This is a genomic window from Enterobacter sp. HNDS-6, assembly GCF_039850505.1.
GTDB classification, from domain to species: domain Bacteria; phylum Pseudomonadota; class Gammaproteobacteria; order Enterobacterales; family Enterobacteriaceae; genus Enterobacter; species Enterobacter kobei.
Map to the genome: position 1 here is coordinate 2,085,583 of NZ_CP156673.1, position 26,028 is coordinate 2,111,610.

Annotated in this window: 25 protein-coding genes; 7 read left to right on the top strand and 18 right to left on the bottom strand. The window is 56.2% G+C overall.

Going from position 1 to position 26,028, the window contains the following annotated elements:
* Nucleotides 1-2: 2 nt before the first annotated feature.
* From ABFI50_RS09770 to rfaD, 4 genes are read right to left on the bottom strand one after another with little or no spacing between them, the layout of a single operon-like run.
* Nucleotides 3-1,112 (bottom strand): glycosyltransferase family 9 protein, encoded by a 1,110-nt coding sequence (locus ABFI50_RS09770; protein ID WP_347485953.1) that lies wholly within the window; start codon nt 1,110-1,112, stop codon nt 3-5.
* Nucleotides 1,113-1,115: 3 nt separating this feature from the next.
* Nucleotides 1,116-2,099: a lipopolysaccharide heptosyltransferase RfaC gene (rfaC, locus tag ABFI50_RS09775; protein WP_023336550.1), complete on the bottom strand. Its 984-nt coding sequence runs from the start codon at nt 2,097-2,099 to the stop codon at nt 1,116-1,118.
* A 3-nt stretch (nt 2,100-2,102) separates the two neighbouring features.
* The gene (gene rfaF, locus ABFI50_RS09780) at nt 2,103-3,149 is read right to left on the bottom strand and encodes an ADP-heptose--LPS heptosyltransferase RfaF (RefSeq protein ID WP_014881998.1); all 1,047 of its coding nucleotides are present in this window, start codon (nt 3,147-3,149) and stop codon (nt 2,103-2,105) included.
* 2 nt (nt 3,150-3,151) lie between these two features.
* On the bottom strand, nt 3,152-4,084 hold the full coding sequence (gene rfaD / locus ABFI50_RS09785; RefSeq protein ID WP_014881999.1) for an ADP-glyceromanno-heptose 6-epimerase: 933 nt from the start codon (nt 4,082-4,084) through the stop codon (nt 3,152-3,154).
* 215 nt (nt 4,085-4,299) lie between these two features.
* Here rfaD and kbl point away from each other — a divergent pair, with 215 nt between their 5' ends.
* Both kbl and tdh read left to right on the top strand, forming a co-directional pair.
* Nucleotides 4,300-5,496: a glycine C-acetyltransferase gene (gene kbl, locus ABFI50_RS09790; RefSeq protein WP_100124601.1), complete on the top strand. Its 1,197-nt coding sequence runs from the start codon at nt 4,300-4,302 to the stop codon at nt 5,494-5,496.
* A gap of 9 nt (nt 5,497-5,505) precedes the next feature.
* Nucleotides 5,506-6,534 (top strand): L-threonine 3-dehydrogenase, encoded by a 1,029-nt coding sequence (tdh, locus tag ABFI50_RS09795; RefSeq protein ID WP_014882001.1) that lies wholly within the window; start codon nt 5,506-5,508, stop codon nt 6,532-6,534.
* Nucleotides 6,535-6,561: 27 nt separating this feature from the next.
* Here tdh and ABFI50_RS09800 read toward each other — a convergent pair whose 3' ends face one another.
* Genes ABFI50_RS09800 through gpmM form a run of 5 tightly spaced genes read right to left on the bottom strand, consistent with a single transcriptional unit; the run spans nt 6,562 to nt 12,509 of the window.
* Nucleotides 6,562-7,476 carry a hypothetical protein gene (locus ABFI50_RS09800; protein WP_014882002.1) on the bottom strand — a complete coding sequence of 305 codons (915 nt, stop codon included), beginning with the start codon at nt 7,474-7,476 and terminating at the stop codon, nt 6,562-6,564.
* A 15-nt stretch (nt 7,477-7,491) separates the two neighbouring features.
* Entirely contained in the window at nt 7,492-8,697 is a 1,206-nt protein-coding gene (locus tag ABFI50_RS09805) for a glycosyltransferase (protein ID WP_023331731.1), read from the bottom strand.
* A 20-nt stretch (nt 8,698-8,717) separates the two neighbouring features.
* On the bottom strand, nt 8,718-9,668 hold the full coding sequence (locus tag ABFI50_RS09810) for a divergent polysaccharide deacetylase family protein (protein ID WP_032635331.1): 951 nt from the start codon (nt 9,666-9,668) through the stop codon (nt 8,718-8,720).
* Between the two features lie 3 nt (nt 9,669-9,671).
* Complete coding sequence (envC, locus tag ABFI50_RS09815; protein ID WP_230278613.1) at nt 9,672-10,931, bottom strand: murein hydrolase activator EnvC; 1,260 nt, start codon at nt 10,929-10,931, stop codon at nt 9,672-9,674.
* A 33-nt stretch (nt 10,932-10,964) separates the two neighbouring features.
* The gene (gpmM, locus tag ABFI50_RS09820) at nt 10,965-12,509 is read right to left on the bottom strand and encodes a 2,3-bisphosphoglycerate-independent phosphoglycerate mutase (RefSeq protein WP_023338902.1); all 1,545 of its coding nucleotides are present in this window, start codon (nt 12,507-12,509) and stop codon (nt 10,965-10,967) included.
* Nucleotides 12,510-12,755: 246 nt separating this feature from the next.
* Between gpmM and ABFI50_RS09825 the strand changes: the two genes are divergently transcribed.
* The 5 genes from ABFI50_RS09825 to cysE all read left to right on the top strand — a co-directional run bounded on the left by ABFI50_RS09825 (nt 12,756) and on the right by cysE (nt 15,866).
* Nucleotides 12,756-13,187 (top strand): rhodanese-like domain-containing protein, encoded by a 432-nt coding sequence (locus ABFI50_RS09825; protein WP_014882007.1) that lies wholly within the window; start codon nt 12,756-12,758, stop codon nt 13,185-13,187.
* A gap of 11 nt (nt 13,188-13,198) precedes the next feature.
* Entirely contained in the window at nt 13,199-13,450 is a 252-nt protein-coding gene (grxC, locus tag ABFI50_RS09830; RefSeq protein ID WP_014882008.1) for a glutaredoxin 3, read from the top strand.
* A 32-nt stretch (nt 13,451-13,482) separates the two neighbouring features.
* Nucleotides 13,483-13,950: a protein-export chaperone SecB gene (gene secB, locus ABFI50_RS09835; protein ID WP_008502716.1), complete on the top strand. Its 468-nt coding sequence runs from the start codon at nt 13,483-13,485 to the stop codon at nt 13,948-13,950.
* Nucleotides 13,950-14,969: an NAD(P)H-dependent glycerol-3-phosphate dehydrogenase gene (gene gpsA, locus ABFI50_RS09840; protein WP_014882009.1), complete on the top strand. Its 1,020-nt coding sequence runs from the start codon at nt 13,950-13,952 to the stop codon at nt 14,967-14,969. Before secB ends, gpsA begins: the two co-directional genes overlap by 1 nt.
* Before the next feature lie 75 nt (nt 14,970-15,044).
* Nucleotides 15,045-15,866: a serine O-acetyltransferase gene (gene cysE / locus ABFI50_RS09845; RefSeq protein ID WP_008502718.1), complete on the top strand. Its 822-nt coding sequence runs from the start codon at nt 15,045-15,047 to the stop codon at nt 15,864-15,866.
* Here the strand turns inward: cysE and trmL are convergent.
* The 9 genes from trmL to ABFI50_RS09890 all read right to left on the bottom strand — a co-directional run bounded on the left by trmL (nt 15,863) and on the right by ABFI50_RS09890 (nt 25,952).
* Nucleotides 15,863-16,336: a tRNA (uridine(34)/cytosine(34)/5-carboxymethylaminomethyluridine(34)-2'-O)-methyltransferase TrmL gene (gene trmL / locus ABFI50_RS09850; protein ID WP_248217214.1), complete on the bottom strand. Its 474-nt coding sequence runs from the start codon at nt 16,334-16,336 to the stop codon at nt 15,863-15,865. The two genes, cysE and trmL, sit on opposite strands and share 4 nt — an antisense overlap.
* A gap of 45 nt (nt 16,337-16,381) precedes the next feature.
* Nucleotides 16,382-17,722 (bottom strand): aromatic acid/H+ symport family MFS transporter, encoded by a 1,341-nt coding sequence (locus ABFI50_RS09855; protein ID WP_047343732.1) that lies wholly within the window; start codon nt 17,720-17,722, stop codon nt 16,382-16,384.
* Between the two features lie 182 nt (nt 17,723-17,904).
* Nucleotides 17,905-19,092 carry a quinone-dependent L-lactate dehydrogenase gene (gene lldD, locus ABFI50_RS09860; RefSeq protein WP_023331735.1) on the bottom strand — a complete coding sequence of 396 codons (1,188 nt, stop codon included), beginning with the start codon at nt 19,090-19,092 and terminating at the stop codon, nt 17,905-17,907.
* Nucleotides 19,089-19,862, bottom strand: a complete 774-nt coding sequence (lldR, locus tag ABFI50_RS09865) for a transcriptional regulator LldR (protein ID WP_014882013.1) — start codon at nt 19,860-19,862, stop codon at nt 19,089-19,091. The genes lldD and lldR overlap by 4 nt, the downstream gene beginning before the upstream one ends.
* Entirely contained in the window at nt 19,859-21,514 is a 1,656-nt protein-coding gene (gene lldP, locus ABFI50_RS09870; RefSeq protein WP_014882014.1) for an L-lactate permease, read from the bottom strand. The genes lldR and lldP overlap by 4 nt, the downstream gene beginning before the upstream one ends.
* Nucleotides 21,515-21,785: 271 nt before the next feature.
* Nucleotides 21,786-22,148, bottom strand: a complete 363-nt coding sequence (locus ABFI50_RS09875; RefSeq protein ID WP_014882015.1) for a YibL family ribosome-associated protein — start codon at nt 22,146-22,148, stop codon at nt 21,786-21,788.
* A 58-nt stretch (nt 22,149-22,206) separates the two neighbouring features.
* Nucleotides 22,207-22,797: a mannitol operon repressor MtlR gene (mtlR, locus tag ABFI50_RS09880; RefSeq protein WP_023331737.1), complete on the bottom strand. Its 591-nt coding sequence runs from the start codon at nt 22,795-22,797 to the stop codon at nt 22,207-22,209.
* A complete protein-coding gene (gene mtlD, locus ABFI50_RS09885) occupies nt 22,794-23,942 on the bottom strand; it encodes a mannitol-1-phosphate 5-dehydrogenase (protein ID WP_014882017.1) in 1,149 nt (382 codons plus the stop codon). Before mtlD ends, mtlR begins: the two co-directional genes overlap by 4 nt.
* Nucleotides 23,943-24,044: 102 nt before the next feature.
* Nucleotides 24,045-25,952: a PTS mannitol transporter subunit IICBA gene (locus tag ABFI50_RS09890; protein WP_014882018.1), complete on the bottom strand. Its 1,908-nt coding sequence runs from the start codon at nt 25,950-25,952 to the stop codon at nt 24,045-24,047.
* Nucleotides 25,953-26,028 lie beyond the last annotated feature (76 nt).

The window sequence follows — 26,028 nt, forward strand, 5'->3', positions numbered from 1 at the left end:
AATTAGTTTCCCTGGGCATCAACGGTATATGCGGCCGCGTTAGCCGTTGGTAACGCGCAAATGAAATGTCTAATGTTGTCCAACGATTCATCTGTTACAGAGAAGAGTTCTTCCCGGCTTTGTGAGAAGTAATAGCGAGTCTCAAAAACATACGAGCAAATATTGTCATCATTCCCAACCAACAGTACGTTGCCAAGCGGACGCTGTTCATAGTGGCAACAGGGTCCAAACAGTAAGATTACCGGCACGTCCACCGCGTCGGCAACGTAGACATTTCCTGAGTCGGACGCGATATAACAATTCATTTTTGAAATGGCCCACGGGAGTTCTTCAAGCGAAATTTTGCCAATCAGATTGATGAAGTTGGGCAATTCGCCATACGCGCGGGTGATATCATCCATCCACGATTGTTCGTTCGGGGCGCCAAACACATAAAACTCGCAGGGCAGGTCGGCGAGATGATCGGCAATCCGCTTCCAGATGCCCGGCGGGACGGTTTTCGCTTTATTTCCTGCGGCAATACTGATGCCAATGCGGATCACGCCGGGTTTATCAAGGATTGCCGGATATGTCGCGGGTTTAAAAAGTGGTCTGGTGGCGTGCTTTGGTGAGTCTTTCCAGGTCAGCGTGCGGTCGGCAAGCTTGAGATAGTTAGTCACCGACAATGTCTTTTTGCCGTGTTCAACGGTGCCGTCTGCCGTTGCATAGAAAATTCCGTGATACCACCTGCGTGTGTATGTGCTTAAGAACTGTTTGTTTTTGGCGTTACAAACGGAGGCAAAAAAAAGATTTACGCTGTTAGGCTGCAGAAGATACACATTGTCATAGCGGTTCATGATCCGGCAGGCAAAGCAGAGCTTTCGCCACAGGTTACGCTTATGCTGTTCGATGAAAAAAATCTCGTCGATCGTCTCATCATGCTTCGCCAGTGCACCTACGCTGCGACTAATAAGTACGTCGCTTTTTTGCAGGTATGCCAGAAGGGGCGTTGCATTAACAAAATCGCCGATTTTTGCTGTCTGAATAACCAGGTTTTTACCTGTGTCTTTGCGAAACAGCTTTCGGATGAGTTTCACCGGAAAGAGTAAAATCAGCAGAAATACATAACTCATGGGTTAAATATCCCTGTCAGAAAGCCGATGGCTGCCCTGTAAAAATGAAAAAATAGCATCTGCGCTAATATCCTTCGTGTGTTGCGTTGGGCTGACCATCTGGTGCTGGTTTTTGCCGTAGCCCCCAATCAGACCCGGATCGGTCGGGCCGAATATCGTAATATTCGGGCGATCCAGCGCTGCGGTTAAATGGCTTAATCCTGTATCCACGGAAACGACGGCATTCGCCCCCGCCAGCTCTGCGGCCACCTGCGCCAGCGTGAGTCTGGGCAATACCTCAACGTGCGAAAAACCGGAGGCCAGACGTTCTGCACGCTGTCGCTCATGTTCAGCGCCCCAGGGCAGTTTAATATGGATCCCGGTAGGTTGCATTAGTTCAATCAGTCTTCGCCAGTGCGTTTCCGGCCAGTGTTTATCGTCGCGCGTTGTGGCATGGAGGAAGACAAGATAAGGCTGAGTACAGGGGTCTGTATTGCGCAAAAAGTGCTGCGCAATGGCGTAGTCGCCCTGGGATTCCGGTTTTACATAGCCAAGACTCTTGGCAAACAGTTCACGGGTACGCTCCACCGCGTGCTGTTGTTTTGCAATACGGTGGCGACGGTTATAGAACAGGCTCGCCAGCGGCTCGCGGGCGGAGTGCCAGTCCATGCCATGCTTTACGCCGTGTGCCAGACGCGTCACCAGCGCGGCGCTTTTCACCAGCCCCTGCGCGTCGATGATCGCGTCGTAACGCTGCGCCTGAACCGCTTCGCGGAAGGCGGTGCGCTCGGCTTTAATCGGTGTGGAGAACCATGCTTTGCGCCAGCGGCGAATGGCCACCGGGATCACGCGGTCTACTGCTTCATGCCAGGTAGGGATCTGCGCGAAGCCTTCTTCCACCACCCAGTCAAAACGGATGCCCGGAATGGCCTGCATCGCGTCCGTCAGCGCAGGCAGCGTATGCAGAACATCACCCATAGAGGAGGTTTTAACGATCAATACCCGCATCCGTTACCCTTCTTCGCTCAACAGCAGTTCGTTGAGTTCTTCGAGAACACGCTGCGGCGTGATGTCGATCAGGCTCTGGTGATAGCCTTCTGCGGCATCGCCTTTGCGCACCTTGTGGTAGCCGGTAATCAGGCGAATGACGCGCGCTTTGTGCGACAGCGGCGGCGTGAAGTCCGGGCTGCTTGGACCATACAGCGCGACCAGCGGGCGGTCCAGCGCGGCAGCGACGTGCATCAGGCCGGAATCATTGGTCACCACGGCTTTACAGGCGGCGATCAGAATAACAGCTTGTTCGAGCTGCGTTTCCCCGGCCAGGTTTCGGCACCAGGCCTGCTGCTCTGTGCTGAGCGTGGCGAGAATTTCATTGCCTGCTTCGTGGTCTTTTGCCGAGCCAAACAGCACAATCTGATAGCCTTCGTCGATCAGCTGTTTTGCCAGCTCCGCATAGTGATAGTGCGGCCAGCGTTTTGCCGGACCGAACTCCGCACCAGGGCAGAAGCCAATCATCGGGCGTTCAGACGAAAGACCAAACGCGTTGCAGGTCTGGGATTTCTCGCCGTCATTAACCTGAAGCTGCGGCCAGAGCAGCGGCTGCGGCAGATCTTTCGCACTGCGCATCACGCCTTTGTCGTAGGCCAGCGCCACGTAGCGCTCCACCATTAGCGGCCAGGCCTCTTTGTCCAGCACCCGCGCGTCGTTCAGCAGGCCGTAGCGCATTTCACCGCGCCAGCCGGTACGGTGCGGAATACCCGCAAAGAAGGGCACTAAGGCAGATTTGAAAGAGTTCGGCAGGACATACGCGCGATCGTAGCGCTTCTCGCGCAGGCTATGGCCGAGCTTGCGGCGTTCGCCGATTTCCAGCGCACCGTGGCCGAGCGGCATCGGGATCGCCTCGTTCACTTCCGGCATACGCGATAACAGCGGACGGCACCACGCGGGTGCCATCACGTCGATTATCGCCTGGGGATAGCGCGCCTTGAGCGTGCGATAGAGACTTTGCGACATCATCATGTCGCCCACCCATGACGGGCCGATCACCAGAATTCTCATACTTACGCGTCGCGGTTCAGCCAGGCCATATATTCCGTTACGCCTTCGGCAACGGTCTTGAACGGCTTGTCGTAGCCAGCTTTACGCAGGTTAGTCAGGTCTGCCTGGGTGAACGCCTGGTAGCGGCCTTTCAGCTTATCCGGGAACGGAATATACTCAATGCTGCCTTTTTTGTGGTACGCCAGCGTCGCGTCTGCCACTGCCTGGAAGGATTCCGCGCGGCCAGTCCCCAGGTTGAAGATGCCGGACACACCGTTTTCCCAGAACCACAGGTTGACTGCAGCCACATCGCCCACGTAGACGAAGTCGCGCTTAAAGCCGTCGCTGCCTTCGAACAGTTTCGGGCTTTCGCCATTATTCAGCTGGGTATTCAGGTGGAATGCCACGCTCGCCATGCTGCCTTTGTGCCCTTCGCGCGGCCCGTAGACGTTGAAGTAACGGAAGCCGACAATCTGGGAGTTCGCTTCTGGCAGAATCTGACGCACGTATTCGTCGAACAGGAATTTGGAGTAACCGTAGACGTTCAGCGGTTGCTCGTATTCGCGGGATTCGATGAAGTCTGAGGTACGCCCGCCGTAGGTGGCAGCAGAAGAGGCGTACAGGAACGGAATTTCACGCTCCAGGCAGTAGTGAAGGATCTCTTTGGAGTACTGATAGTTGTTGTCCATCATGTACTTGCCGTCCCACTCGGTGGTGGATGAGCACGCACCTTCGTGGAAAATGGCTTCAATCTCGCCAAACTCTTCACCTGCCATAATCTGGATAAGGAAGTCTTCTTTATCCATGTAGTCAGCGATGTTCAGATCCACCAGGTTAACGAACTTGGTGCCATCTTTCAGGTTGTCCACCACCAGGATGTCGGTGATGCCTTTGTCATTGAGAGCCTTAACAATATTGCTGCCGATAAAGCCTGCGCCGCCGGTAACGATGATCATAACGGTAACCTTTGAAGTGTGGAGTCCGGGGACAATCCCGAACGCTAATGTTTCTATCATATCATCACAATGCCCTGTCTTCAGCCATTCACCGATATGCGGTAGGGGTACACGTGATTTATGCTGCAAAAACGACAAGAGATACTGCGTCATCTCGTCATGAACTATAGGTTTGGGTAATATGTCCCGAAATTTGCCGAGTCTGGAGAATTGCAATGCGTGGTGATTTTTACAAACAGTTAAACAGCGACCTCGACACCGCACGTGCGGAAGGGTTGTTCAAGGAAGAGCGTATTATCACGTCTGCTCAGCAGGCGGACATCACCGTTGCCGACGGCAGCCACGTGATCAACTTTTGTGCGAACAACTACTTAGGTCTTGCGAATCACCCTGAGCTGATTGCCGCAGCGAAAAACGGCATGGATACCCACGGTTTCGGTATGGCCTCCGTACGCTTTATTTGCGGTACCCAGGACAGCCACAAGCAGCTTGAACAAAAGCTGGCGAGCTTCCTTGGAATGGAAGACGCGATTCTCTACTCCTCCTGCTTCGACGCCAACGGCGGTCTGTTTGAGACCCTGCTTGGCGCAGAAGATGCGATTATCTCCGACGCCCTGAACCACGCCTCCATCATCGACGGCGTACGCCTGTGTAAAGCGAAGCGTTTCCGCTACGCCAACAACGACATGGTTGAACTGGAAGCGTGCCTGAAAGAGGCCCGTGAAGCGGGTGCTCGCCACGTGCTGATCGCCACCGACGGCGTGTTCTCCATGGACGGTGTGATCGCTAACCTGAAAGGTGTCTGTGACCTGGCGGATAAATACGACGCGCTGGTCATGGTCGATGACTCTCACGCGGTCGGTTTTGTCGGCGAAAATGGCCGCGGTTCCCACGAATACTGTGACGTGATGGGCCGCGTGGATATCATCACCGGTACGTTGGGCAAAGCGCTCGGCGGCGCGTCCGGTGGTTATACCGCTGCGCGTAAAGAGGTGGTTGAATGGCTGCGTCAGCGCTCCCGCCCGTATCTGTTCTCCAACTCCCTGGCGCCGGCCATTGTTGCCGCCTCCATCAAGGTACTGGAGATGGTGGAGTCCGGCGCTGAGCTGCGCGACCGCCTGTGGTCGAACGCCCGTCTGTTCCGTGAAAAAATGAGCGCCGCAGGTTTCACCCTTGCCGGTGCCGATCACGCCATCATCCCGGTGATGCTGGGTGATGCGGTCGTGGCGCAGAAATTTGCTCGTGAACTGCAGAAAGAAGGGATTTACGTCACCGGGTTCTTCTTCCCGGTGGTACCAAAAGGCCAGGCGCGTATCCGTACCCAGATGTCTGCGGCGCATTCGCCTGAACAAATTGAACGTGCGGTGGAAGCCTTTACCCGCATCGGCAAACAGCTGGGCGTAATTGCCTGAGGACGTGTGATGAAAGCGTTATCCAAACTGAAAGCGGAAGAAGGGATTTGGATGACCGACGTGCCGGAGCCGGAAGTCGGTCATAACGATCTGCTGATCAAAATTCGTAAAACCGCCATCTGCGGTACTGACGTTCACATCTACAACTGGGATCAGTGGTCACAGAAAACCATTCCGGTCCCGATGGTTGTCGGTCACGAATATGTGGGTGAAGTGGTTGGCATTGGTCAGGAAGTCAAAGGCTTCCAGATTGGCGACCGCGTCTCCGGTGAAGGCCATATCACCTGCGGCCACTGCCGCAACTGCCGCGGCGGGCGTACGCACCTGTGCCGTAATACCATTGGCGTGGGCGTAAACCGCCCGGGCTGCTTCGCGGAATACCTGGTGATCCCGGCGTTTAACGCGTTCAAAATCCCGGACAATATCTCTGACGATCTGGCCTCCATCTTTGACCCGTTCGGTAACGCGGTACACACGGCACTCTCCTTCGACCTGGTGGGTGAGGATGTGCTGGTGTCTGGCGCGGGCCCCATTGGCATTATGGCGGCAGCCGTGGCGAAGCATGTGGGCGCGCGTAACGTGGTGATCACCGACGTGAACGAATACCGTCTGTCGCTGGCGCGTAAAATGGGCGTCACCCGCGCGGTGGATGTTTCCAAAGAGAGTCTGACCGACGTGATGGAAGAGCTGGGCATGACCGAAGGCTTTGACGTAGGTCTGGAGATGTCCGGTGCGCCGCCGGCGTTCCGCACCATGCTCGACACCATGAATCACGGTGGCCGTATCGCGATGTTGGGTATTCCGCCGTCAGATATGTCTATCGACTGGAACAAGGTCATCTTCAAGGGGCTATTCATCAAAGGCATTTATGGCCGTGAGATGTTCGAAACCTGGTACAAGATGGCGGCATTAATTCAGTCTGGTCTGGATCTGTCCCCGATTATTACTCACCGCTTCTCAGTTGATGAGTTCCAGAAAGGCTTTGACGCGATGCGTTCAGGCCAGTCTGGGAAAGTGATCCTGAGCTGGGATAAGTAATCAAAAAGGGGCCAGCGGCCCCTTTTTTTACTGATTTTTTTTCTCTTCGTCCGTCAGGTAACGCACCTTGCGGGTATAGTCCTGACCTTTGAACAACAGTTTGTTTTCAGGTGATTCAAGATACTTTTGCCATTCTGAGAGCGGAAAACCACCGTGCGCACCAATCACCTCTTTCGGCACAACGGCTTCCTGTCCGCCAATCTTCTTGGACACCGGCCAGTTCATCCAGTCGCCCAGGTTAACCGTTTTTAAATCCAGCATGTCCAGTAGCGCGGCGAGCGGCAGCTGATCCGTCGGCGGTTGTGTGTCTTCCATCAGTTCCCAGGTATCCTGGAACAGCGTGAGCCACAGCGGGCAGATACGGCGCCAGGTCTTTTTAGTGGCCGCAAGAAACGCACCGTTAACATGATCAACCAGATACGGGCGCACCGTCTCTTTGTAATACGCCGGGACTTTCTCCGCTGGCGCGCCGTCCAGCTTGGCAATCATTTTGCCCTGGCGGAAGCTGGAGTAGATGTGCATCTCGGCCATGTTGATTTCTGGCATCTTCAGCAGGTTGAGATCGGAATCGATCATCAATACGCCTTCACCGCGCGCCTGCAGCGGGGCGTTAAGCTTCACCAGGCGGCTAAGGTAGATCTGCTTGTAGCGATAACCTTCTTCACGTTTTGGTAGGTCGAGGGTCACTATGCGGGTTTTCGGCGGCAGATTGCCAAACGCGGATTCTGGTTGATCGCTGACAATCACAATCTCGCTGACGTCGGTGGCATATCGCTCTGCAAAGGTCGCGGACAATAACGCCTCTTCGACGAAATCCGCACCGGTGCAAGGGATCACGATAGAGTCAACCGCCACGAGATCGCGCGTGACCGGAAGGGAAGCGTAGGGAATGTTATGTCGCCCGGTGATGTGGCGGTAGCGAGCATTCAGGAATTTAAACATGTTCTTCTCGTTTGGTTATTGCGCGCCAAGAACGGCCTCGACACCGTTAACATAGCTTTCAATGGCATACACGTTGCAGACATTCTGATGCGCAGCGGCGGCGAGCCGGGTGCGCAGATCGGGATCCTGCCAGATATTATCCAGGTGTTGAGCAAGTTGCGACACATCGCTCCACGGGAAAAGCAGCCCGGTCGATGCATGATCGATCAATTCTGCCGTGCCGGTCACCTTTGAGCCAATGACGGGGATATTCAGCAGCATCGCTTCCAGCACGACGCGGGGCAAGCCTTCGCTCTGCGAGGCCAGAATAAACGCGTCAAAGGTCGCGAGGTAGTCAAAAGGCGTGTTCTGGAAACCGGTGAAAATCACATGCTCAGCAATACCCAGCGCATCAGCTTGTGCCGCCAACGCACCGCGTTCAGCCCCCTCACCGACCAGCACCATCTTCCACCTCGCCTCGGGATGTTTCTGGTTGAATTGTGCCAGCGCTTCCAGCGTGTGGTGGTTGGCTTTGCGAGGGATTAATGAGCCAATGCTGCCGAACACGAACGTGTCGTCATCAATGTTCAGGCGATTACGCATCGCGCGTCGGTCGGGTAAAGGCTGATGGATGTCGATGGCATTGTTGACCGTCGTACACAGCTCGGGTCGGACCCCATGCTGAACTAACACGCGTTCTACGCCATGTGAGACGGCGATGATTTTTGTGGCATGGGTATTCACCAGCTTCACCAGCGGCGGGGTCAAAACAGGTTCAATTCGACAGTGCTGGATTATCCGCGCATGCACGTTTGCACCTGCCAGATAACCCTCTTCGTTAGAGCCCGGCTGGTTGTTCATATAAAGCGTATCGAAACCGCCATCCCTGAAAATCGTCTCGATTTTGCTAACGTTGGGTCGAATACGCCAGAGCGTATCAACATGACGTGTAAATGCCTTCCGGGCGCTGCGGGAGAAAAACAGCAGGCTACGTCCCAATTCTTTGGCAATCTTCGCCCATGCGGGCTGCTTATGTTGAGGGATGACAATTAAGGGAATGCCAATACTGTTCAGCACCTGGCCGATGGTTTGCCCTTCGGCCCGGCTGTAGTCACTGTAAAAACAACAGGTAATATCGAACTTTTCGCGGTTAATGCGCTTCAGAAGTTCGAGCATACTGTTGGTGCCTCCTCCCCATTCTTTACCGGTATCGAGGAGCAGAATTTTGTGTCGCTGCGGCATTTTTCTACCTTAATCGCCTGTCACTGAGAATGGCTCACTGATACTTTCTTACCCCATCCCTGCCACTGGTGCTGGAAGTATTGCACCAGCGTACTCTGGCTCACGCTTTCGCTGATGACCGCGAAGAAGCGGGTTGCATGCACCGGTTCAGGCGGTTGTTTCAGCTTGCAATTCTTCACGCCACGGAACGGGTTACGCGGCTGCGTTGCGGGTGGTTGTGCGCTACCCGGGCGAGACGTATCGACCTGCGGCTCATTGAGCAGATCGCTCGGACGTACCAGTGTGATATCTGGTGGCAAGGTCGGCAACATCTGTTGTAAAACGCGCACCGTAGAAGGATGCGGGTGGCCGATGGCAATGGCTGAACCATTGCGTCGGGCGAGCTGCACGGCGCGATTGAACTGCACGCGAATGTCGGCCTCGTTCTGAGTATCATCCAGGAACACCTTGCGCTTGATCACCTTCACTCCCGTTCCCTGAGCGGCACGCATCGCCTGGCTGTTGCCGATGGTCATGCTGTCGAGGAAGTAGAGGTTGTAGCGTTCCAGCGCCCGCATCACTTTTAGCATGCCGTACAGGCTGGAGGTCATCGCGCTACCCATATGGTTGTTCAGGCCAACGGCATACGGCACGTTGTTGTAAGCGTCACGGATGATGCGCTCGATCTCATCGCTGCTCATATCCGGACGAAGCGTATCTTTTTCCAGCGGCTGTTTACTGAGCGGTGCCATCGGCAGATGGATGAGGACCTGATGTCCGCTGTTGTGGGCTTTGGTCGCCATCTCACGGGCGTGAGGCGCATTCGGAAGGACGGCGACAGAGATGGCTGGCGGCATCGCCAGCACCTGATTTTCATAGTGCGGACGATAACCGAAGTCATCAATCACAATCGCGAGTTTACCTGCGTATACCGGTGCAGCCAGCGCCAGCGCGCTGACGACGGAGAGAACCATTCGACGAAATTGAAGCAAAACTTATCTTCCCAACCACGGCTGTGGATTGACCGCCTGACCCTGACGACGAATTTCGAAATAGAGTGACGGGCGGCCCTGACCGCCACTGCTGCCCACAAGGGCGATGGGTTGGCCTGCGCGCACCTGTGTGCCAACGCTGACCAGTGCGCTCTGATTGTAGCCATAAAGACTCATGTCGCCTTTACCGTGCTCAACCACTACCACAAGACCGTAACCCTGCAGCCAGTCGGCCAGAATCACTCGTCCATCGGCAATGGCTTTCACTTCACTACCTTCAGACGCACCGATAACGATCCCTTTCCAACGTAGCTCACCCTGCAGCTGTTCGCCATAACGATGCAGAAGTGTACCGCGAACGGGCCAGTAGGCCTGACCGCGTGGGGAACCCAGACCGCCGGTACGCGACATCAGGGAACGTTCGCTTTCGCTTGGCTTGTAGGTGGTACCTTTGCGGGAGGCTTCCTGCTGCTTGTCGCGGACAGCCTGTGCCTCGCGGGCCTCTTTTTCGGCACGCGCTTTCGCCGCGGCTTCGGCACGGGCGATACTGTTACGCAGTTTTGATTCGTTGGCACGCATTTCACTCAGCTGGCTCTGACCTTGCTGAATGGAGGACTCAAGACCGGAAAGGGTTTTCTTGCGCTCGTTACGGGCCTGCTCAAGTTTCGCCTGCTGCGCTTTTTGTTCGTAGAGCAACGTCTGCTGCTGACTCTGCTTCTCTTCCAGCTCAGCTTTTTGGGTGGAGACCTCTTCACGCGTCTGTTTCAACTGCGCAATGGTCTCCTGACGCGCCTGGTTCAGATAACCGAAGTAGGCCTGCAGACGCTGACCGCGCTGGCTCTCTTCACCGCTGAGGATCAACTGAAGACCGGTGTGTTCACCCTGTCGGAAAGCGGCATCAAGCTGTGCGGCAAGATTGCGCTCCTGTGCATCACGCTGGCGCTCCAGTTTGGCAATCGACGCGTTCATCTCGTCGATCTGTTTATTCAACTGAGCGAGGGTATCTTGCGTTTCACGGAGCTTACGGGCTGCGGCCGAAATAGCTTCTTCCTGCTGCTTAAGCTGGGCGAGCAGGGCGGAGCGTTGCTGTTGTTGCTGGCGTACCGCACGCTCTTTAGCGGCGATATCCGCCTGAATGGATTTCAACTGGTCGCGATCGTCCGCGTGGGCGGATGCGGCGCACAGCAATACGCCAGCGCTGAGTGCGCTGGCGCAAAGCAGGGGTCTGACTGATAACCTAAGCGGCTTCACGACCCATGTGATTGAAAAAATCGCCTTTCCCCTCATGGGGAGGGATTATTCCACGATGAACAGCGGCTTACCAGTCATCTCTTCAGGGATCGGCATACCCATCAGCGACAACATGGTTGGCGCGATGTCAGAAAGCTTGCCGCCTTCCACTGCTTTCAGTGATTTATCACCGACATAAATCAGCGGAACAGGCAGGTTGGTGTGAGCGGTATGCGCCTGGCCCGTTGCCGGGTCGCGCATCTGTTCCGCGTTACCGTGGTCAGCGGTGATCAGCAACTGACCGCCTACGGACTCAACCGCTTTTGCAACCTGCTCAACGCAGTGATCCAGTGCTTCAACCGCTTTCACGGCGGCTTCCATCACGCCGGTATGACCGACCATGTCGCCATTCGGGTAGTTACAGATGATGGTGTCGTACTTGCCGCTCTTGATGGCCGCGACCAGTTTTTCAGTCAGCTCAGCAGAGCTCATCTCTGGCTGCAGATCGTAAGTCGCGACTTTCGGTGAGTTGATCAGAATGCGCTCTTCACCTTTGAACGGCTCTTCCACGCCGCCGTTAAAGAAGAAGGTCACGTGCGCATATTTTTCGGTTTCGGAAATACGCAGCTGCGTTTTGTCATTCTTCGCCATCCACTCGCCGAAGGTATTAGCCAGCGAGGCTGGTGGATACGCGCATGGGGCTTTGATGTCTGCCGCGTATTCGGTCAGCTGGATGAAGTCGAGGTTTACCACTTTCTTACGGGCAAAACCGTCGAAGTCGCTGTTGACGAAAGCACGGGTGATTTCACGCGCGCGGTCAGCGCGGAAGTTCATGAAGATCAGCGCATCGCCATCTTCCATGGCGGCATCGGGCTGGCTTTCAGCACGAATCACGGTCGCTTTCACGAATTCATCGTTTTCATCACGTGCATAAGCGGCTTCCAGGGCTTCAACGGCCGTCGCGAACTGGAACTCACCTTTTGCCAGGGTCATCAGGTCATAGGCCTGTTCAACGCGATCCCAGCGGTTGTCGCGGTCCATGGCGTAGTAACGACCAATGATGGAGGCGACGCGGCCTTTGCCCAGTGCGGCAAATTTCTCTTCGAAGGCTTGCAGAGAGCCTTTTGCGCTGCGCGGTGGCGTATCGCGACCATCCAGGAAGGCGTGCAGATAGATTTTTTCTGCACCACGCTCGGCGGCCAGTTCAACCATCGCCATGATGTGATCTTCGTGGCTGTGTACACCGCCCGCGGAGAGCAAGCCCATGATGTGCACGGCTTTACCTGCCGCAACGGCTTTATCTACCGCGCCGCAAAGAACCGGGTTCGCGAAGAAGGTGCGTTCTTTGATTTCGACATCCAGACGGGTCAGGTCCTGATAGACGATACGGCCCGCGCCCAGGTTAACGTGACCGACTTCGGAGTTGCCCATCTGGCGGTCAGGCAGACCGACTTCCAGACCGGATGCGTCGATCAGGGTATGGGGACGTTTCGCCCACAGCGCATCCATCACCGGGGTTTTTGCGCTGAAAATAGCGTTATCCTGGCTGTCTTCACGGTAGCCATAGCCATCCAGAATCACCAGTACCATAGGTTTTTTAGAAACCGACATTGCAACAACCTCATGCTCAAGAGTCAAAATTTGCGTAATTTTACTACAGCTGAATCGATCAAATAGCCGCAGAAGATCAAAGAAAGCGCAGGGGCAAGGCGCTGACCGGACCATTTTGAGGCATTTTTTTAGGTGGCATGCCGCAGAAAATGGATTAGGTTAGGGTCGCTGGCTGTATTTGCCAGAACGCACAGGTATACTCCTGTCCTGGTTTTTTTATCACTTAGTCGGGAGTAGTTACCCTCCATGCAAGAAATTATGCAATTCGTTAGCCGCCATCCGGTTCTGAGCATCGCGTGGATTGGCCTGCTGGCTGCTGTGCTGTTCACCACATTTAAGAGCCTGACGTCTAAGATTAAGGTTATCACCCGTGGTGAAGCGACGCGTCTGATCAACAAAGAAGATGCCGTCGTTGTCGATCTGCGTCAGCGTGACGATTTCCGTAAAGGTCACATTGCAGGCGCAATCAACCTGTTGCCAGCTGAAATCAAAGCGAACAACGTGGGTGAGCTTGAAAAACACAAAGCCCAGCCAATTATCGTTGTTGATGCAACCGGCATGCAGGCGCAAGAATCTGCCAGCGCGCTTTATAAAGCGGGCTTCGAAAATGTAACGGTACTGAAAGAAGGGATCTCCGGCTGGAGCGGGGAAAATCTTCCTTTGGTTCGCGGTAAATAAGGAGTTCAGTCATGGCCAATATTGAGATCTACACCAAAGCGACGTGCCCGTTCTGCCACCGTGCGAAAGCGCTGCTGAACAGCAAAGGCGTCACGTTCAAGGAACTGCCGATCGACGGTGACGCGGTTAAACGTGAAGAGATGATCCAACGTAGTGGTCGTACGACGGTTCCGCAGATTTTTATTGATGCGCAGCACATTGGCGGCTGTGATGACTTGTATGCGCTCGACGCCCGTGGTGGACTCGATCCGCTGCTGAGCTAAGAGACTTTAGGACAATTAAAAAGGGTTTTTCCATGTCAGAACAAAGCAATAATGAAATGATTTTCCAGATCCAGCGCATCTACACGAAAGATGTCTCTTTTGAAGCGCCAAATGCGCCGCACGTTTTCCAGAAAGACTGGCAGCCAGAGGTTAAACTTGATCTGGATACCGCATCTACCCAACTGGCAGATGACGTGTATGAAGTTGTACTGCGTGTGACCGTGACCGCCTCTCTGGGCGAAGAAACCGCGTTCCTGTGTGAAGTACAGCAGGGCGGTATCTTCTCCATCGGCGGCATCGAAGGCAACCAGATGGCGCATTGCCTGGGTGCATACTGCCCGAACATCCTGTTCCCGTATGCGCGCGAATGCATCACCAGCCTGGTTTCTCGCGGTACATTCCCGCAACTGAACCTTGCGCCAGTTAACTTTGATGCGCTGTTCATGAACTATCTGCAGCAGCAAGCTGGCGAAGGTGCTGAACAACATCAGGATGCCTGATGAGCACTGTTAATGCTTCAATGACTGTGATCGGTGCCGGCTCATACGGCACCGCTCTTGCCATCACGCTGGCAAGAAATGGTCACGACGTGGTCCTGTGGGGCCACGATCCAAAACATATCGCCACGCTGCAGCACGACCGTTGCAATGTGGCGTTTCTCCCGGACGTTCCGTTCCCTGACTCCCTGCACCTGGAAAGCGATCTTGCGACCGCGCTGGCGGCCAGCCGCAACATTCTGATTGTCGTCCCGAGCCATGTGTTTGGCGAAGTGCTGCGTCAGATTAAGCCGCTGATGCGCCCGGATGCCCGTATTGTCTGGGCAACCAAAGGTCTTGAAGCGGAAACCGGACGCCTGCTGCAGGACGTTGCCCGCGAAGCGCTGGGTGATGCGATCCCGCTGGCGGTCATCTCCGGTCCGACCTTTGCCAAAGAGCTGGCTGCTGGCCTGCCGACGGCGATCTCGCTGGCATCGACTGACCAGGCTTTCGCCGACGATCTCCAGCATCTGCTGCACTGTGGCAAGAGTTTCCGCGTCTACAGCAACCCTGATTTTATCGGTGTCCAGCTGGGCGGTGCGGTGAAGAACGTGATTGCTATCGGTGCCGGGATGTCTGACGGTATTGGCTTTGGCGCCAACGCCCGTACGGCGTTGATTACCCGCGGCTTAACCGAGATGTCCCGTCTTGGCGAGGCGCTGGGCGCCGATCCGGCCACCTTTATGGGGATGGCGGGTCTGGGCGATCTGGTGCTGACCTGTACCGACAACCAGTCTCGTAACCGCCGCTTTGGCATGATGCTCGGACAGGGCAGCGATGTAAAAAGCGCGCAGGAGAAGATTGGACAGGTGGTGGAAGGCTACCGCAATACCAAAGAAGTCCGCGAATTGGCGCACCGGTTTGGTGTCGAAATGCCAATAACCGAGGAAATTTATCAGGTATTGTATTGCGGAAAAAATGCGCGCGAGGCAGCATTGACCTTATTAGGTCGTGCGCGCAAGGACGAGCGCAGCAGTAAGTAGTCGGAACCATTGTCACCTGAATGACCCAGCCAGCGCAGAACTGGCTGGTCATTAACTTATCGTCTGGAGTAAGCAATGCCGTGTGAAGAACTGGATATCGTCTGGAACAATATTAAAGCCGAAGCCCGGGCGCTGGCCGACTGTGAGCCTATGCTGGCCAGTTTTTACCATGCTACGCTACTCAAACACGAAAACCTTGGTAGTGCTCTCAGCTACATGCTCGCCAACAAGCTGGCTTCCTCGATTATGCCTGCTATCGCCATCCGCGAAGTGGTGGAGGAGGCATACGCCGCTGACCCGGAAATGATCGCCTCTGCCGCCTGTGATATTCAGGCCGTGCGTACGCGTGACCCGGCGGTAGATAAATACTCTACGCCTCTGCTTTACCTGAAAGGCTTCCACGCCCTGCAGGCGTATCGCATCGGCCACTGGCTATGGAATGAAGGCCGCCGCGCGCTGGCAATCTTCCTGCAAAATCAGGTCTCCGTGACCTTCCAGGTCGATATTCACCCGGCAGCGAAAATTGGCCGTGGGATTATGCTCGACCACGCCACCGGCATTGTTGTGGGTGAGACGGCGGTGATTGAAGACGACGTTTCGATCCTGCAGTCGGTTACCCTTGGCGGTACCGGTAAAACCAGCGGCGATCGCCATCCGAAAATTCGTGAAGGGGTGATGATTGGCGCGGGTGCCAAAATCCTCGGCAATATCGAAGTCGGACGCGGCGCGAAGATTGGTGCAGGGTCGGTTGTGCTCCAGCCGGTTCCGCCGCACACCACCGCGGCTGGCGTACCGGCGCGTATCGTCGGCAAACCAGACAGCGATAAGCCGTCCATGGATATGGATCAGCACTTCAACGGTATCCACCATACGTTTGAGTATGGCGACGGCATTTAACTTCTGAGAATGGCGCCCGGGTACCCCAGCTGGCGCCATGCTTCATACACCACCACCGACACCGCGTTCGACAGGTTCATGCTGCGGCTGTCCGGCATCATCGGAATTCGGATTTTCTGCTCAGCGGGCAGGGCATCCAGAATCGTGGCTGGCAGGCCGCGGGTTTCCGGGCCAAACATCAGATAGTCACCGTCCTGATAGCTCACGGCGCTGTGTGCTGGCGTGCCTTTGGTGGTCAGGGCGAACAAGCGCTGCGGCTTTTCGCTTTCCAGAAACGCGGCGTAATCATGATGGCGCACGACGGCAGTAAATTCATGGTAATCCAGCCCCGCGCGACGCAGACGCTTGTCGTCCCACGTAAAGCCCATCGGCTCAATGATGTGCAGACGAAAGCCGGTGTTGGCACACAGGCGGATGATATTGCCGGTATTCGGCGGAATTTCTGGTTCGAATAAAACGATGTTAAGCATGCTGCCCCCTTAATTGCGGGGGCAGAATAGCAGAAAAGTGAGGAATTACGCGACGCCAGGTTCCTGCGCACGGCAACGCAGCATTTTGTAGCACGTTGCCGCTGCGGCGACCAGGGCAGGCACGCTGAGGATCATCAAAATACTGTCCGCCTGCCACTGCAGGGAAAGCAGCTGAGCGCTGGTCATGGTTCCCGCCACGCCGCCAAAGCGGCCGATCCCCTGCATCCAGGCAATACCCGTTGCGCGGCACTCTGTTGGGTAAAAAGTCGCTGCCAGGGTTTGCATGCCCGATTGCGCCCCGTTCATCGCGATCCCCATCAGGAAAATCAACCCGCCAAACAGGGCGATATGATTATGCTCAATGCCCAGTAACAGAATGAGACCCATTGTCAGCACAAAGCCACCCGCGACCACTTTGTGTGCCTCCCAGCGATCCATCATCCAGCCCGCGAGCAGAATGCCTGCGGTACCGCCGAAGGTGAACAGCGAGGTGAGCCAGGCGGATTCCGCCAGCGCATAGCCCATCCCCTGCATCAGGGTCGGCATCCAGCTCAGCAGGACGTAGTAAATCACCAGCCCCATAAAGTAAGTGACCCACAGCATCAGTGTGCCGGGCAGCCAGGGCATGGAGAAGAGCTGCGCCACGCTCCCTTTCTTAGAAGCGACTTTTTCCTCTGCCAGGAAAAAGCCGGTAACGCTCTCCAGGGTGCTGCGGCTGAACCGGCTGGCGATACGGCGGATCTGCATGACGTCCTTCCCGCGCTGCACCAGAAACTTCACCGACTCCGGCAAAAATAGCGCCAGCAGCAGCGTCAAAATCAGCGGCGCAATTGCACCCGTCAGCAGCACGCTTCGCCAGCCATGGTGGGGAATAAGCCACGAAGAGATCGCACCGCCCCCTGCGGCACCCAGAGGGAAGCCGCAGTACATGGTATTAATCGCCATGGCGCGGCAGCGCTGGGGGGCAAACTCGGAAATCAGCGTGATGGCGTTTGGCATTGCGGCACCGAGGCCAAGGCCCGTCAGAAAACGCCACAACGTCAGCGTATTCAGAGTTTGCGCCCAGGCCGTGCCCAGGCTTGCAAGGCCGAAGAACAGGCAGGAGAAGACCAGCACGCGCTTGCGCCCCATCTTGTCCGATACCGGGCCTGCAATGAGGGCACCCAGCGACAAGCCCAGCAGGGCTGCGCTCAGCACCGGCCCCAGATCCTGTTTATGTATCCCCCATTCTGCCGACAGCGTAGGGGCGATGTAACCCATTGCTGCGGTATCAAATCCATCGATCGCCAGAACCAGAAAGCCCAGTACGATAAGAAGCCAGTGAAACCCTGAAAAGGGACTCTCATCGATCACCTGCTGAATATCCACCTTGCCTGAATACGTCATATGCTCCTCTCCGATGTGATGTTGTTTTTGTGTTCTTGTATTTGCTTGTCTATACAATTGCGGAGGGAGTAAATATGTCAAATTTTCTTATCCAATTTGTTATCTAAGTGTTATTTTCGGCAAAAAAAAGCGCCCGAAGGGGGAACCGGGCGCGTGAACAGCGGTGTTAACAGGAGGGGTATTCAGGCAGCGTTTCCCTGCGCAAGGGGAGCCAGCGCCGCCGGTAATCGACTTAACTCCTGCACCAGAGAGTCTTTGCTGATTTCGCTAATGGTTTTCGCACCGGTCAGCGTCATCGCGACTTTCATCTCTTTTTCGATCAGGTCAAGCAGGTTCGCCACGCCAGCCTGACCTGCCGTCGCCAGCGCGTACAGATACGCACGGCCCAGCAGCACGCTGTCGGCGCCGAGCGCGATCATGCGTACCACGTCCAGCCCGTTGCGAATGCCGCTGTCGGCCAGAATCGCGATATCGCCTTTCACCGCATCGGCAATGGCGGGCAGCGCGCGTGCGGAGGAGAGCACACCGTCGAGCTGACGCCCGCCGTGGTTTGAGACCACAATGCCGTCTGCGCCAAAACGTACCGCGTCGCGGGCATCTTCCGGGTCGAGGATCCCTTTGATCACCATCGGGCCGTCCCAGAATTCGCGGATCCACTCCAGGTCTTTCCAGGAGATGGACGGATCGAAGTTGTTCGCCAGCCAGCCGATGTAATCTTCCAGCCCGGTCGGTTTACCGAGGTAAGCCGAGATATTGCCCAGATCGTGCGGACGTCCGTTCAGACCCACATCCCACGCCCACTGCGGGTGCGTCACCGCCTGCCAGTAGCGGCGCAGAGCGGCATTCGGGCCGCTCATGCCGGAGTGGGCGTCGCGGTAGCGCGCGCCCGGCGTTGGCATATCGACCGTAAAGACCAGCGTGGAACAGCCCGCCGCTTTGGCGCGCTCCAGCGCGTTACGCATAAAACCGCGATCGCGCAGTACGTACAGCTGGAACCACATCGGACGCTTGATGGTCGGCGCGACCTCTTCAATCGGGCAGACGGAGACGGTAGAGAGGGTAAACGGAATACCCCTGGCATCCGCGGCCGCCGCCGCCTGCACTTCGCCACGACGGGCGTACATACCGCACAGGCCGACGGGGGCGAGGGCGACCGGCATGGAGAGCGTTTCGTTGAACAGCGTCGTCTCAAGGCTCAGGTCAGACATATTCTTCAGCACGCGCTGACGCAGGGCCACCTCTGACAAGTCTTCCACATTGCGGCGCAGGGTGTATTCGGCATACGCCCCGCCGTCGATGTAGTGGAACAGGAACGGGGGCAAAATGCGCTGCGCCGCGGCGCGATAGTCACTGGCTGCTGAAATGATCATGCTTTGTTCTCCCTGGAAATATCACTGTCGCCAGGCAGACGGGTAATACGCGCCTGTCGGGCCTGGTCTTCATCGAATCGTTTGATGGTGGTGTGAACGAAGCCGAGATGCGCCATCATCGCCTTGCGTGCGGCCTCGGCATCACCGGCCAGAATGGCGTTAAGCACCGCCTCGTGTTGTTCAGTCAGCTGGGCAAACACCGGCGGAACCAGGTACATGCGCTGGCGGCTTTGTTTGACGGAGGATTGCAACAGGTCGAAGAACCCGCGCATGGTCTGGAGCAGAACCACATTGTGCGACGCTTCGGCAATGGCCAGGTGAAAACGCACGTCAGCCTGGGAGGCGATATCCGGGTCGCTGCTTTGCGTGGCCTCAAAGCAGGCTTTGAGCTTCTCTTTGTCGGCCTCGGTTGCCCGCATGGCCGCATGCCAGGCGGTGCTGGTCTCGATGGCGTGACGCGCTTCGAGGATGTCAAAGCTGTAGTCCGGGTCATTTTCCATCAGCGTCTTCAGCGGCTGAACGATGTTTTGCTCGGACCAGTCGTCATGCTGCCAGCGCACAAAGGTGCCGCCGCCGCGACGGCTCACCAGTACCCCTTCGCTGACCAGCGTGGCCAGCGCTTCACGCAGGGAATTACGCGATACACCAAGCTGGGCGGCGAGCTGGCGTTCAGCGGGCAACTTCATGCCCGCTTCCAGCTGTTGTTCTTCAATCAGCGCCCGTACGCGAGAGGCTATCTCGTCGGACAGGCGTCTGGGCATCACTATCATGGGATCATCCAGGTTAAGACATAAGCCTGCAGGGTGGTGATCACCCCGACCATGCAGGTGAATATCAGGCTGTGTTTCACGGTAAAGCGGAACAGATCCGACTCTTTACCGACCAGTCCCACCGCCGCACAGGCAATGGCGATGGATTGCGGGGAGATCATTTTCCCGGTCACGCCGCCGGTGGTGTTCGCAGCGACCAGCAGGACATCCGACACGCCAATCTGCTGGGCCGCCGTAGCCTGCAGTGCAGCAAACAGGGCGTTCGACGAGGTATCTGACCCGGTCAGGAACACACCCAGCCAGCCGAGGAACGGTGAGAAGAAGGTGAAGGCGTGGCTGGTATGGGCCAGCGCCAGTGCCAGCGTCGATGACAGGCCGGAGTAGTTCGAGATAAACGCGAACGCCAGCACCATGCCGATGGAGTAAATCGGCAGCATCAGCTCTTTAATCGTCGCTGCGAAGGTCTGCACCGCGGCGGCAGGCTTCATGCGCAGCCACACCACGGAAAGGATCGCGGCAAACAGGATGGCGGTCCCGGTGGCGGAGAACCAGTCGAACTTATAGACCGCGGCATACGGTGTGGCGGCATGCACGACTGGCGGCATGCGGGCGACCATTTTGTCGAGGAACGGCACGGAGATGTTAATCACCATGTCGTACAGCGCGCCGCCCGGGGCGAACAGGGCTTTAAACGGCGGGATGCTCCACAGCGTTACCGTTGCGGTCAGGAACAGGAACGGTGACCAGGCACGGATCACCTGCCCTGCGGTATAGCCCGTGCGTGCCAGGGTTTGATCGACCTGCGAGGCACCCATGTCGGCGAAGCGGAAAATACGTACCGGCTGCCAGCGTTTCAGGAACAGGGTCAGGCAGACCAGCGAGACCAGCGACGAGATAATGTCCGGCAGCTCCGGACCGAGGAAGTTTGAGCTCAGGTATTGCGCGATGGCGAACGAACCGCCCGCCACCATTACAGCAGGCCACGTCTCTTTCACGCCGCGCCAGCCGTCCATAATCGCCATGATCCAGAACAGCACGATGATGGTCAGGAACGGCAGCTGGCGACCCACCATCTGGCCGATCTCAAAGCTATCCAGCCCGGTCACCTGTCCGGCGACCAGAATCGGAATCCCCATTGCGCCAAACGCCACCGGGGCGGTATTCACAATCAGGCACAGGCCCGCGGCATAAAGCGGGTTAAAGCCGAGGCCCACCAGCAGGGCGGCCGTAATGGCGACCGGTGCGCCAAATCCGGCGGCACCTTCCAAAAACGCCCCGAAGGAGAAGCCGACAATCAGCATCTGCAGGCGCTGGTCCGGCGTGATGGAGAGAATCGACGAGCGGATGATGTCGAACTGCCCGGTTTTCACCGAAATTTTATAGACAAAGACAGCGGCGATGATGATCCACGCAATTGGCCACAGACCGTAGAAGAAACCGTAGACAACGGAGGCCAGCGCGCGATCGACCGGCATTTTGTAGAAGAACAGCGCCACCAGCAGAGCGATGGCAACGGTGTACGTCGCGGCAAGGTAGCCCTTCAGCTTGAGCTTAATCAGCGCAAAGAAGAAGAACAGGATTGGAAGCGATGCGATCAGGCTCGACAGCCAGATATTTCCGGCCGGGTCGTAGTTTTGTTGCCAGAGGCTCATGCAGGTCTCCTGGGGACCAGATAACCTGCGCGGCGGGTGAGTCTCCGCTCATCTCTGCATCACAGGTTATGTAAAAGTGGTCCTGCCAATGTTGTATTGTAGGGTTAATGACAATAAATGGTTAACCAGATGTTATGGGGTGGCAATGGTTTTGTGAGCGGAAATAATGGAATTGTGAACCAGGGGAGGATTGATTGCGCAATTGGTTGGACCAAATCATGCGAAGGGGAAAAGAGTAGGCCGGGTAAGCGCAGTGCCACCCGGCATGAAATCAGAACGCGGTCTTACAAAAGCCCGTCATCTCTTTCAGGCCCATTTCACGGCCAAGCTCGGTCATCGGGTGCACGACCACCAGGCCACGGACGCTTTTCTTCAGCTTGCCCATGTCAGCCTGTTCTTTTTTGGTGATTGCGCGGCGGTGTGGCATGTTCATCAGCTTCTGCGCTTCGTTGCTCAGCTTCTGGCCTTTTACTTCGCGCAGGCGCTCGATCTCTGCCTCCAGCTTCGCGGTCTCTTTCTCCAGCTCGGCGTACTTCTCGGCGGAATCGACCAGTGACAGACCCGCCATCTGGTGACGGATCAGATCCAGGCGGTCGCTCAGGCGTTTAATTTCGTTCTTTTCGACTTCTTTCATGACAAATAACTCTGAAAACGGGGAATTTACAGGGAAGGATACACCAATGTGAGCAGGCTTACTTCTGAAACGCTTTTTTTAAGCTGATCCGGGAAATCAGCTCAGTCAGGGAAAGGACCATCGTGGAGCGGACAACCTGCTGATAACGCAGCTTTTGCATCGCGTATAGCTCAGGGTCGCTGCTGTCGAAATGAGGGGCAGGGGGCAGCGCGGCCACGCAGTGCAGCTCGCCGAAGGGCCCCAGGATCTCATCATCGGTAAAGGCGTATTCGTTACCGTCATGATTGAGCTCCTCACGTAGCGCCATTAACAGCTCTGCATCTTCGTACTCTTGCCGGTTCAGCACGCCAAGACCGTAAATCAGCTTCAGACGCACCGATAAATCGCCCAGCGGTCCATCGCCGTCCAGTAACGGTTCTACAGCATATTTTACCGCGTAGTCGTCTTTGCGAAACACCTGAAGCACCAGGATATTTACCGCCTCGGTTAACAGCTCGACGGCGGCAATCAGGAAGCTTCGTACGGTTTTGCCAGCATTCAGACGCTCAAGCACACGATTTTCAAAGGCCTGGGTTTGTTCCATTATTGCCTGCATATCTGACAATCTGTTATCTGGGCGCAGGCTAACCTGCGCCACACTGTGCATCATTTGGTTGCGTTGTATGCGTTAACCGCCTCCACAACCACGTCGCTATTGGCGTCCAGACCGGAAATCTGCGCCAGCGCAGCCTGCGCGCCTTTGTCATCAATCAGCTGAGCCAGCTCGATCGCCTGCGGGTCCTGATCGCTGCGGTAGTGCATTGCAGCGGCAATCCCTTTCACCAGGTTGGCATGCGGCAGACCGTATTCCAGCGTGCCGAGCAGCGGCTTAATCAGACGGTCGCCTGCACTCAGCTTACGCAGCGGTTGACGTCCCACGCGCTCAACATCATCTTTCAGATACGGGTTTTCAAAGCGGCCGAGGATTTTCTGGATGTAGGCTGCGTGTTTATCAGCATCAAAACCGTAGCGTTTGATCAGCACCGCGCCGCTCTCTTCCATGGCCCCTTTTACCACCGCGCGGATTTTCTCATCGAGGATCGCATCGCGAATGGTCTGATGACCGGCCAATTTTCCGAGGTACGCGGTTATAGCATGCCCGGTGTTCAGCGTGAAGAGTTTGCGTTCGACAAATGCCATCAGGTTATCGGTTAATTCCATTCCCGGAATAGTTGGCAGCGCACCTTTAAACTGAGTTTTATCGACGATCCACTCGCTGAAGGTTTCCACGGTCACTTCCAGCGGGTCGTGGGTGGCGGATGCTGACGGCGGAACGATGCGGTCCACGGCGGAATCCACAAACCCAACGTGCGCGTCGACCCAGGCTTTATCTTCGTCAGCCACGGCCGCCATGACATGGCCTTTCAGCTGTGTGGTGCCGCGTACCATGTTTTCACAGGCGATGATGTTCAGCGGGGTGTCGATGCCCTGCGCTTTACGTTTTGCCAGGCCTTTAGCCACCGCCGGGGCGATACGCTCCAGAACCACCGGGCCTACCGCCGTGGTGATAAGGTCAACGCTGGCAATCAGGTCGATTACGTCGTCGCCAATGCTGCTGACCGCGTTCACGCCTGAGACGGTATCGACCTGCTCGTTTTCGCCCACCACATGGACCTGATAGCTATGACGGGCATTCAGGGCATCCAGGACCACCTGATTCACATCGGCGAACGTCAGCGTAATGCCCGCGTCTGCCAGCAGTTTGCCGATAAAACCACGACCGATGTTACCTGCGCCAAAATGTAATGCTTTCATAGTGTTAACCTTCATCAATGTTTTTACCCGAGAGGGCTGGGGTGAGGAGCTTTCTCCCCCTCACCCTAGCCCTCTCCCCGGGGGGAGAGGGAAGAGGCGCTGTTATTTGTTCAGCAGTGCCAGAACTTCTTCAACGCTGGTGGTTTTGGCCAGACGCTCGATAACGGACTCATCGTCCAGGGCGTTGGTCAGGCTGGTGATCACCTGGATATGCTCGTTGTTGCGAGCGGCGATACCAATCACCAGACGGGCGATGTCATCTTCTTCTTCACCGAAGCGTACGCCATCAGGATACTGACAGAACACCACACCGGTTTTCAGCACGCGGTCTTTCGCCTCAACGGTACCGTGTGGAACCGCGATGGATTCACCGAGATAGGTTGGGGTCAGTTTTTCGCGCTCCAGCATCGCATCGACATATTCAGGCTGAACGTAACCGCCTTTTACCAGCTGTTCACCGGCAAAGCGAATCGCTTCTTCTTTAGTAGCCGCGGTACGGCCGAGGAAGATGTTCTCCGCACCCAGTTTAAACAGGTGGGCATTACTCTCGTCAAAGCTATCCTGCAGGCTGGTGCGCACTTTCACTTCGTTATCTTCATGACGCTGCGCGGCAACCAGACGTTCGGTCAGGCTGGTGTACAGGCCGCTGTCGAGGAAGTTAGTCAGCGAAATGTGCTGTGCCTGCGGTACCTGACGCATGGCGCGTTCGGTCAGATCGCGGTGGGTGATCACCAGGTCAACGTCCGGCGGCAGACTGTTAATTGCGCTGTTGGTCACGGAGATGTTGGTCAGGCCCGCATCCTGTACTTTCTTACGCAGAACGCCGGCACCCATTGCGCTGGAGCCCATACCGGCATCACAAGCAACGATGATTTTACGCACGTGGCTCAGGTCGTTAGAGACATCGCCAGCCGCCAGCGGGGTCGCGCCTTTGGATTCCGCCTTCATGTCGTGCATACGGCGGGTTGCCGCTTCGATATCGTCATCTTCTTTCACTTTGCTGGTTTTCAGCAGGATAGAAGAAACCACGAAGGAGACCGCCATGGCCGCACAGATAGCCGCGATGTTAGCGAAGTAGGCACCTTTCGGGGTCATCGCCAGCACGGCCAGGATAGAGCCCGGAGAAGCAGGGGAGACCAAACCGCCGCCCAGCACGCTCAGGGTGAACACGCCGGTCATACCGCCGAGGATAACGGCCAGGATCAGGCGTGGGTTCATCAGCACGTACGGGAAGTAAATTTCGTGGATACCGCCCAGGAAGTGGATGATAGCCGCACCGCCAGCAGACTGCTTAGCGCTGCCGCGACCAAAGAACATGTATGCCAGCAGAACGCCCATACCCGGACCTGGGTTCGCTTCAATCAGGAAGAAGATGGACTTGCCGAGATCGTGAGACTGCTGAATACCCAGCGGCGAGAAGATACCGTGGTTGATGGCGTTATTAAGGAACAGAATTTTCGCCGGTTCAACGAAGATAGACGCCAGCGGCAGCATGTCGTGCGCCACCATAAAGTTAACGCCTGCCGCCAGAATTTTGGACAGCACTTCAACCGCAGGGCCAATGCCGAGGAACGCCAGAATCGCGAGGATCATCCCGATGATGCCCGCAGAGAAGTTGTTCACCAGCATTTCGAAGCCGGATTTGATCTTACCATCTACCCAGACGTCGAATTTCTTAATCGCCCAGCCGCCCAGAGGACCGGCAATCATGGCACCGAGGAACATCGGCATATCCGCACCGACGATAACACCCATTGTGGTGATGGCACCCACAACGCCACCACGGTCACCGCCTACCAGACGACCACCGGTGAAACCGATCAGCAGCGGCAGGAGGTAAGTAATCATAGGGCCAACAAGTTTCGCCAGCGTTTCGTTAGGCAACCACCCTGTCGGAATGAACAATGCGGTGATAATACCCCACGCGATAAACGCGCCGATATTTGGCATCACCATGTTGCTGAGGAAACGACCAAAGCTTTGAACTTTGATCTTGAAATCGGATGACATAAAACACCCCTTCTTATGTTTACGCTTAGGCTTGCGGCCCGAGGTTTATCGTTAATGTGCGGCGGCAGAGGTAGCC

Excerpts from the sequence above, each read along its gene's own strand:
- ABFI50_RS09770 (WP_347485953.1), bottom strand. The coding sequence starts at position 1,112 with ATGAGTTATGTATTTCTGCTGATTTTACTCTTTCCGGTGAAACTCATC.
- rfaC (WP_023336550.1), bottom strand. The coding sequence starts at position 2,099 with ATGCGGGTATTGATCGTTAAAACCTCCTCTATGGGTGATGTTCTGCAT.
- rfaF (WP_014881998.1), bottom strand. The coding sequence starts at position 3,149 with ATGAGAATTCTGGTGATCGGCCCGTCATGGGTGGGCGACATGATGATG.
- rfaD (WP_014881999.1), bottom strand. The coding sequence starts at position 4,084 with ATGATCATCGTTACCGGCGGCGCAGGCTTTATCGGCAGCAATATTGTT.
- kbl (WP_100124601.1), top strand. The coding sequence starts at position 4,300 with ATGCGTGGTGATTTTTACAAACAGTTAAACAGCGACCTCGACACCGCA.
- tdh (WP_014882001.1), top strand. The coding sequence starts at position 5,506 with ATGAAAGCGTTATCCAAACTGAAAGCGGAAGAAGGGATTTGGATGACC.
- ABFI50_RS09800 (WP_014882002.1), bottom strand. The coding sequence starts at position 7,476 with ATGTTTAAATTCCTGAATGCTCGCTACCGCCACATCACCGGGCGACAT.
- ABFI50_RS09805 (WP_023331731.1), bottom strand. The coding sequence starts at position 8,697 with ATGCCGCAGCGACACAAAATTCTGCTCCTCGATACCGGTAAAGAATGG.
- gpmM (WP_023338902.1), bottom strand. The coding sequence starts at position 12,509 with ATGTCGGTTTCTAAAAAACCTATGGTACTGGTGATTCTGGATGGCTAT.
- ABFI50_RS09825 (WP_014882007.1), top strand. The coding sequence starts at position 12,756 with ATGCAAGAAATTATGCAATTCGTTAGCCGCCATCCGGTTCTGAGCATC.
- grxC (WP_014882008.1), top strand. The coding sequence starts at position 13,199 with ATGGCCAATATTGAGATCTACACCAAAGCGACGTGCCCGTTCTGCCAC.
- secB (WP_008502716.1), top strand. The coding sequence starts at position 13,483 with ATGTCAGAACAAAGCAATAATGAAATGATTTTCCAGATCCAGCGCATC.
- gpsA (WP_014882009.1), top strand. The coding sequence starts at position 13,950 with ATGAGCACTGTTAATGCTTCAATGACTGTGATCGGTGCCGGCTCATAC.
- cysE (WP_008502718.1), top strand. The coding sequence starts at position 15,045 with ATGCCGTGTGAAGAACTGGATATCGTCTGGAACAATATTAAAGCCGAA.
- trmL (WP_248217214.1), bottom strand. The coding sequence starts at position 16,336 with ATGCTTAACATCGTTTTATTCGAACCAGAAATTCCGCCGAATACCGGC.
- ABFI50_RS09855 (WP_047343732.1), bottom strand. The coding sequence starts at position 17,722 with ATGACGTATTCAGGCAAGGTGGATATTCAGCAGGTGATCGATGAGAGT.
- lldD (WP_023331735.1), bottom strand. The coding sequence starts at position 19,092 with ATGATCATTTCAGCAGCCAGTGACTATCGCGCCGCGGCGCAGCGCATT.
- lldR (WP_014882013.1), bottom strand. The coding sequence starts at position 19,862 with ATGATAGTGATGCCCAGACGCCTGTCCGACGAGATAGCCTCTCGCGTA.
- lldP (WP_014882014.1), bottom strand. The coding sequence starts at position 21,514 with ATGAGCCTCTGGCAACAAAACTACGACCCGGCCGGAAATATCTGGCTG.
- ABFI50_RS09875 (WP_014882015.1), bottom strand. The coding sequence starts at position 22,148 with ATGAAAGAAGTCGAAAAGAACGAAATTAAACGCCTGAGCGACCGCCTG.
- mtlR (WP_023331737.1), bottom strand. The coding sequence starts at position 22,797 with ATGATGCACAGTGTGGCGCAGGTTAGCCTGCGCCCAGATAACAGATTG.
- mtlD (WP_014882017.1), bottom strand. The coding sequence starts at position 23,942 with ATGAAAGCATTACATTTTGGCGCAGGTAACATCGGTCGTGGTTTTATC.
- ABFI50_RS09890 (WP_014882018.1), bottom strand. The coding sequence starts at position 25,952 with ATGTCATCCGATTTCAAGATCAAAGTTCAAAGCTTTGGTCGTTTCCTC.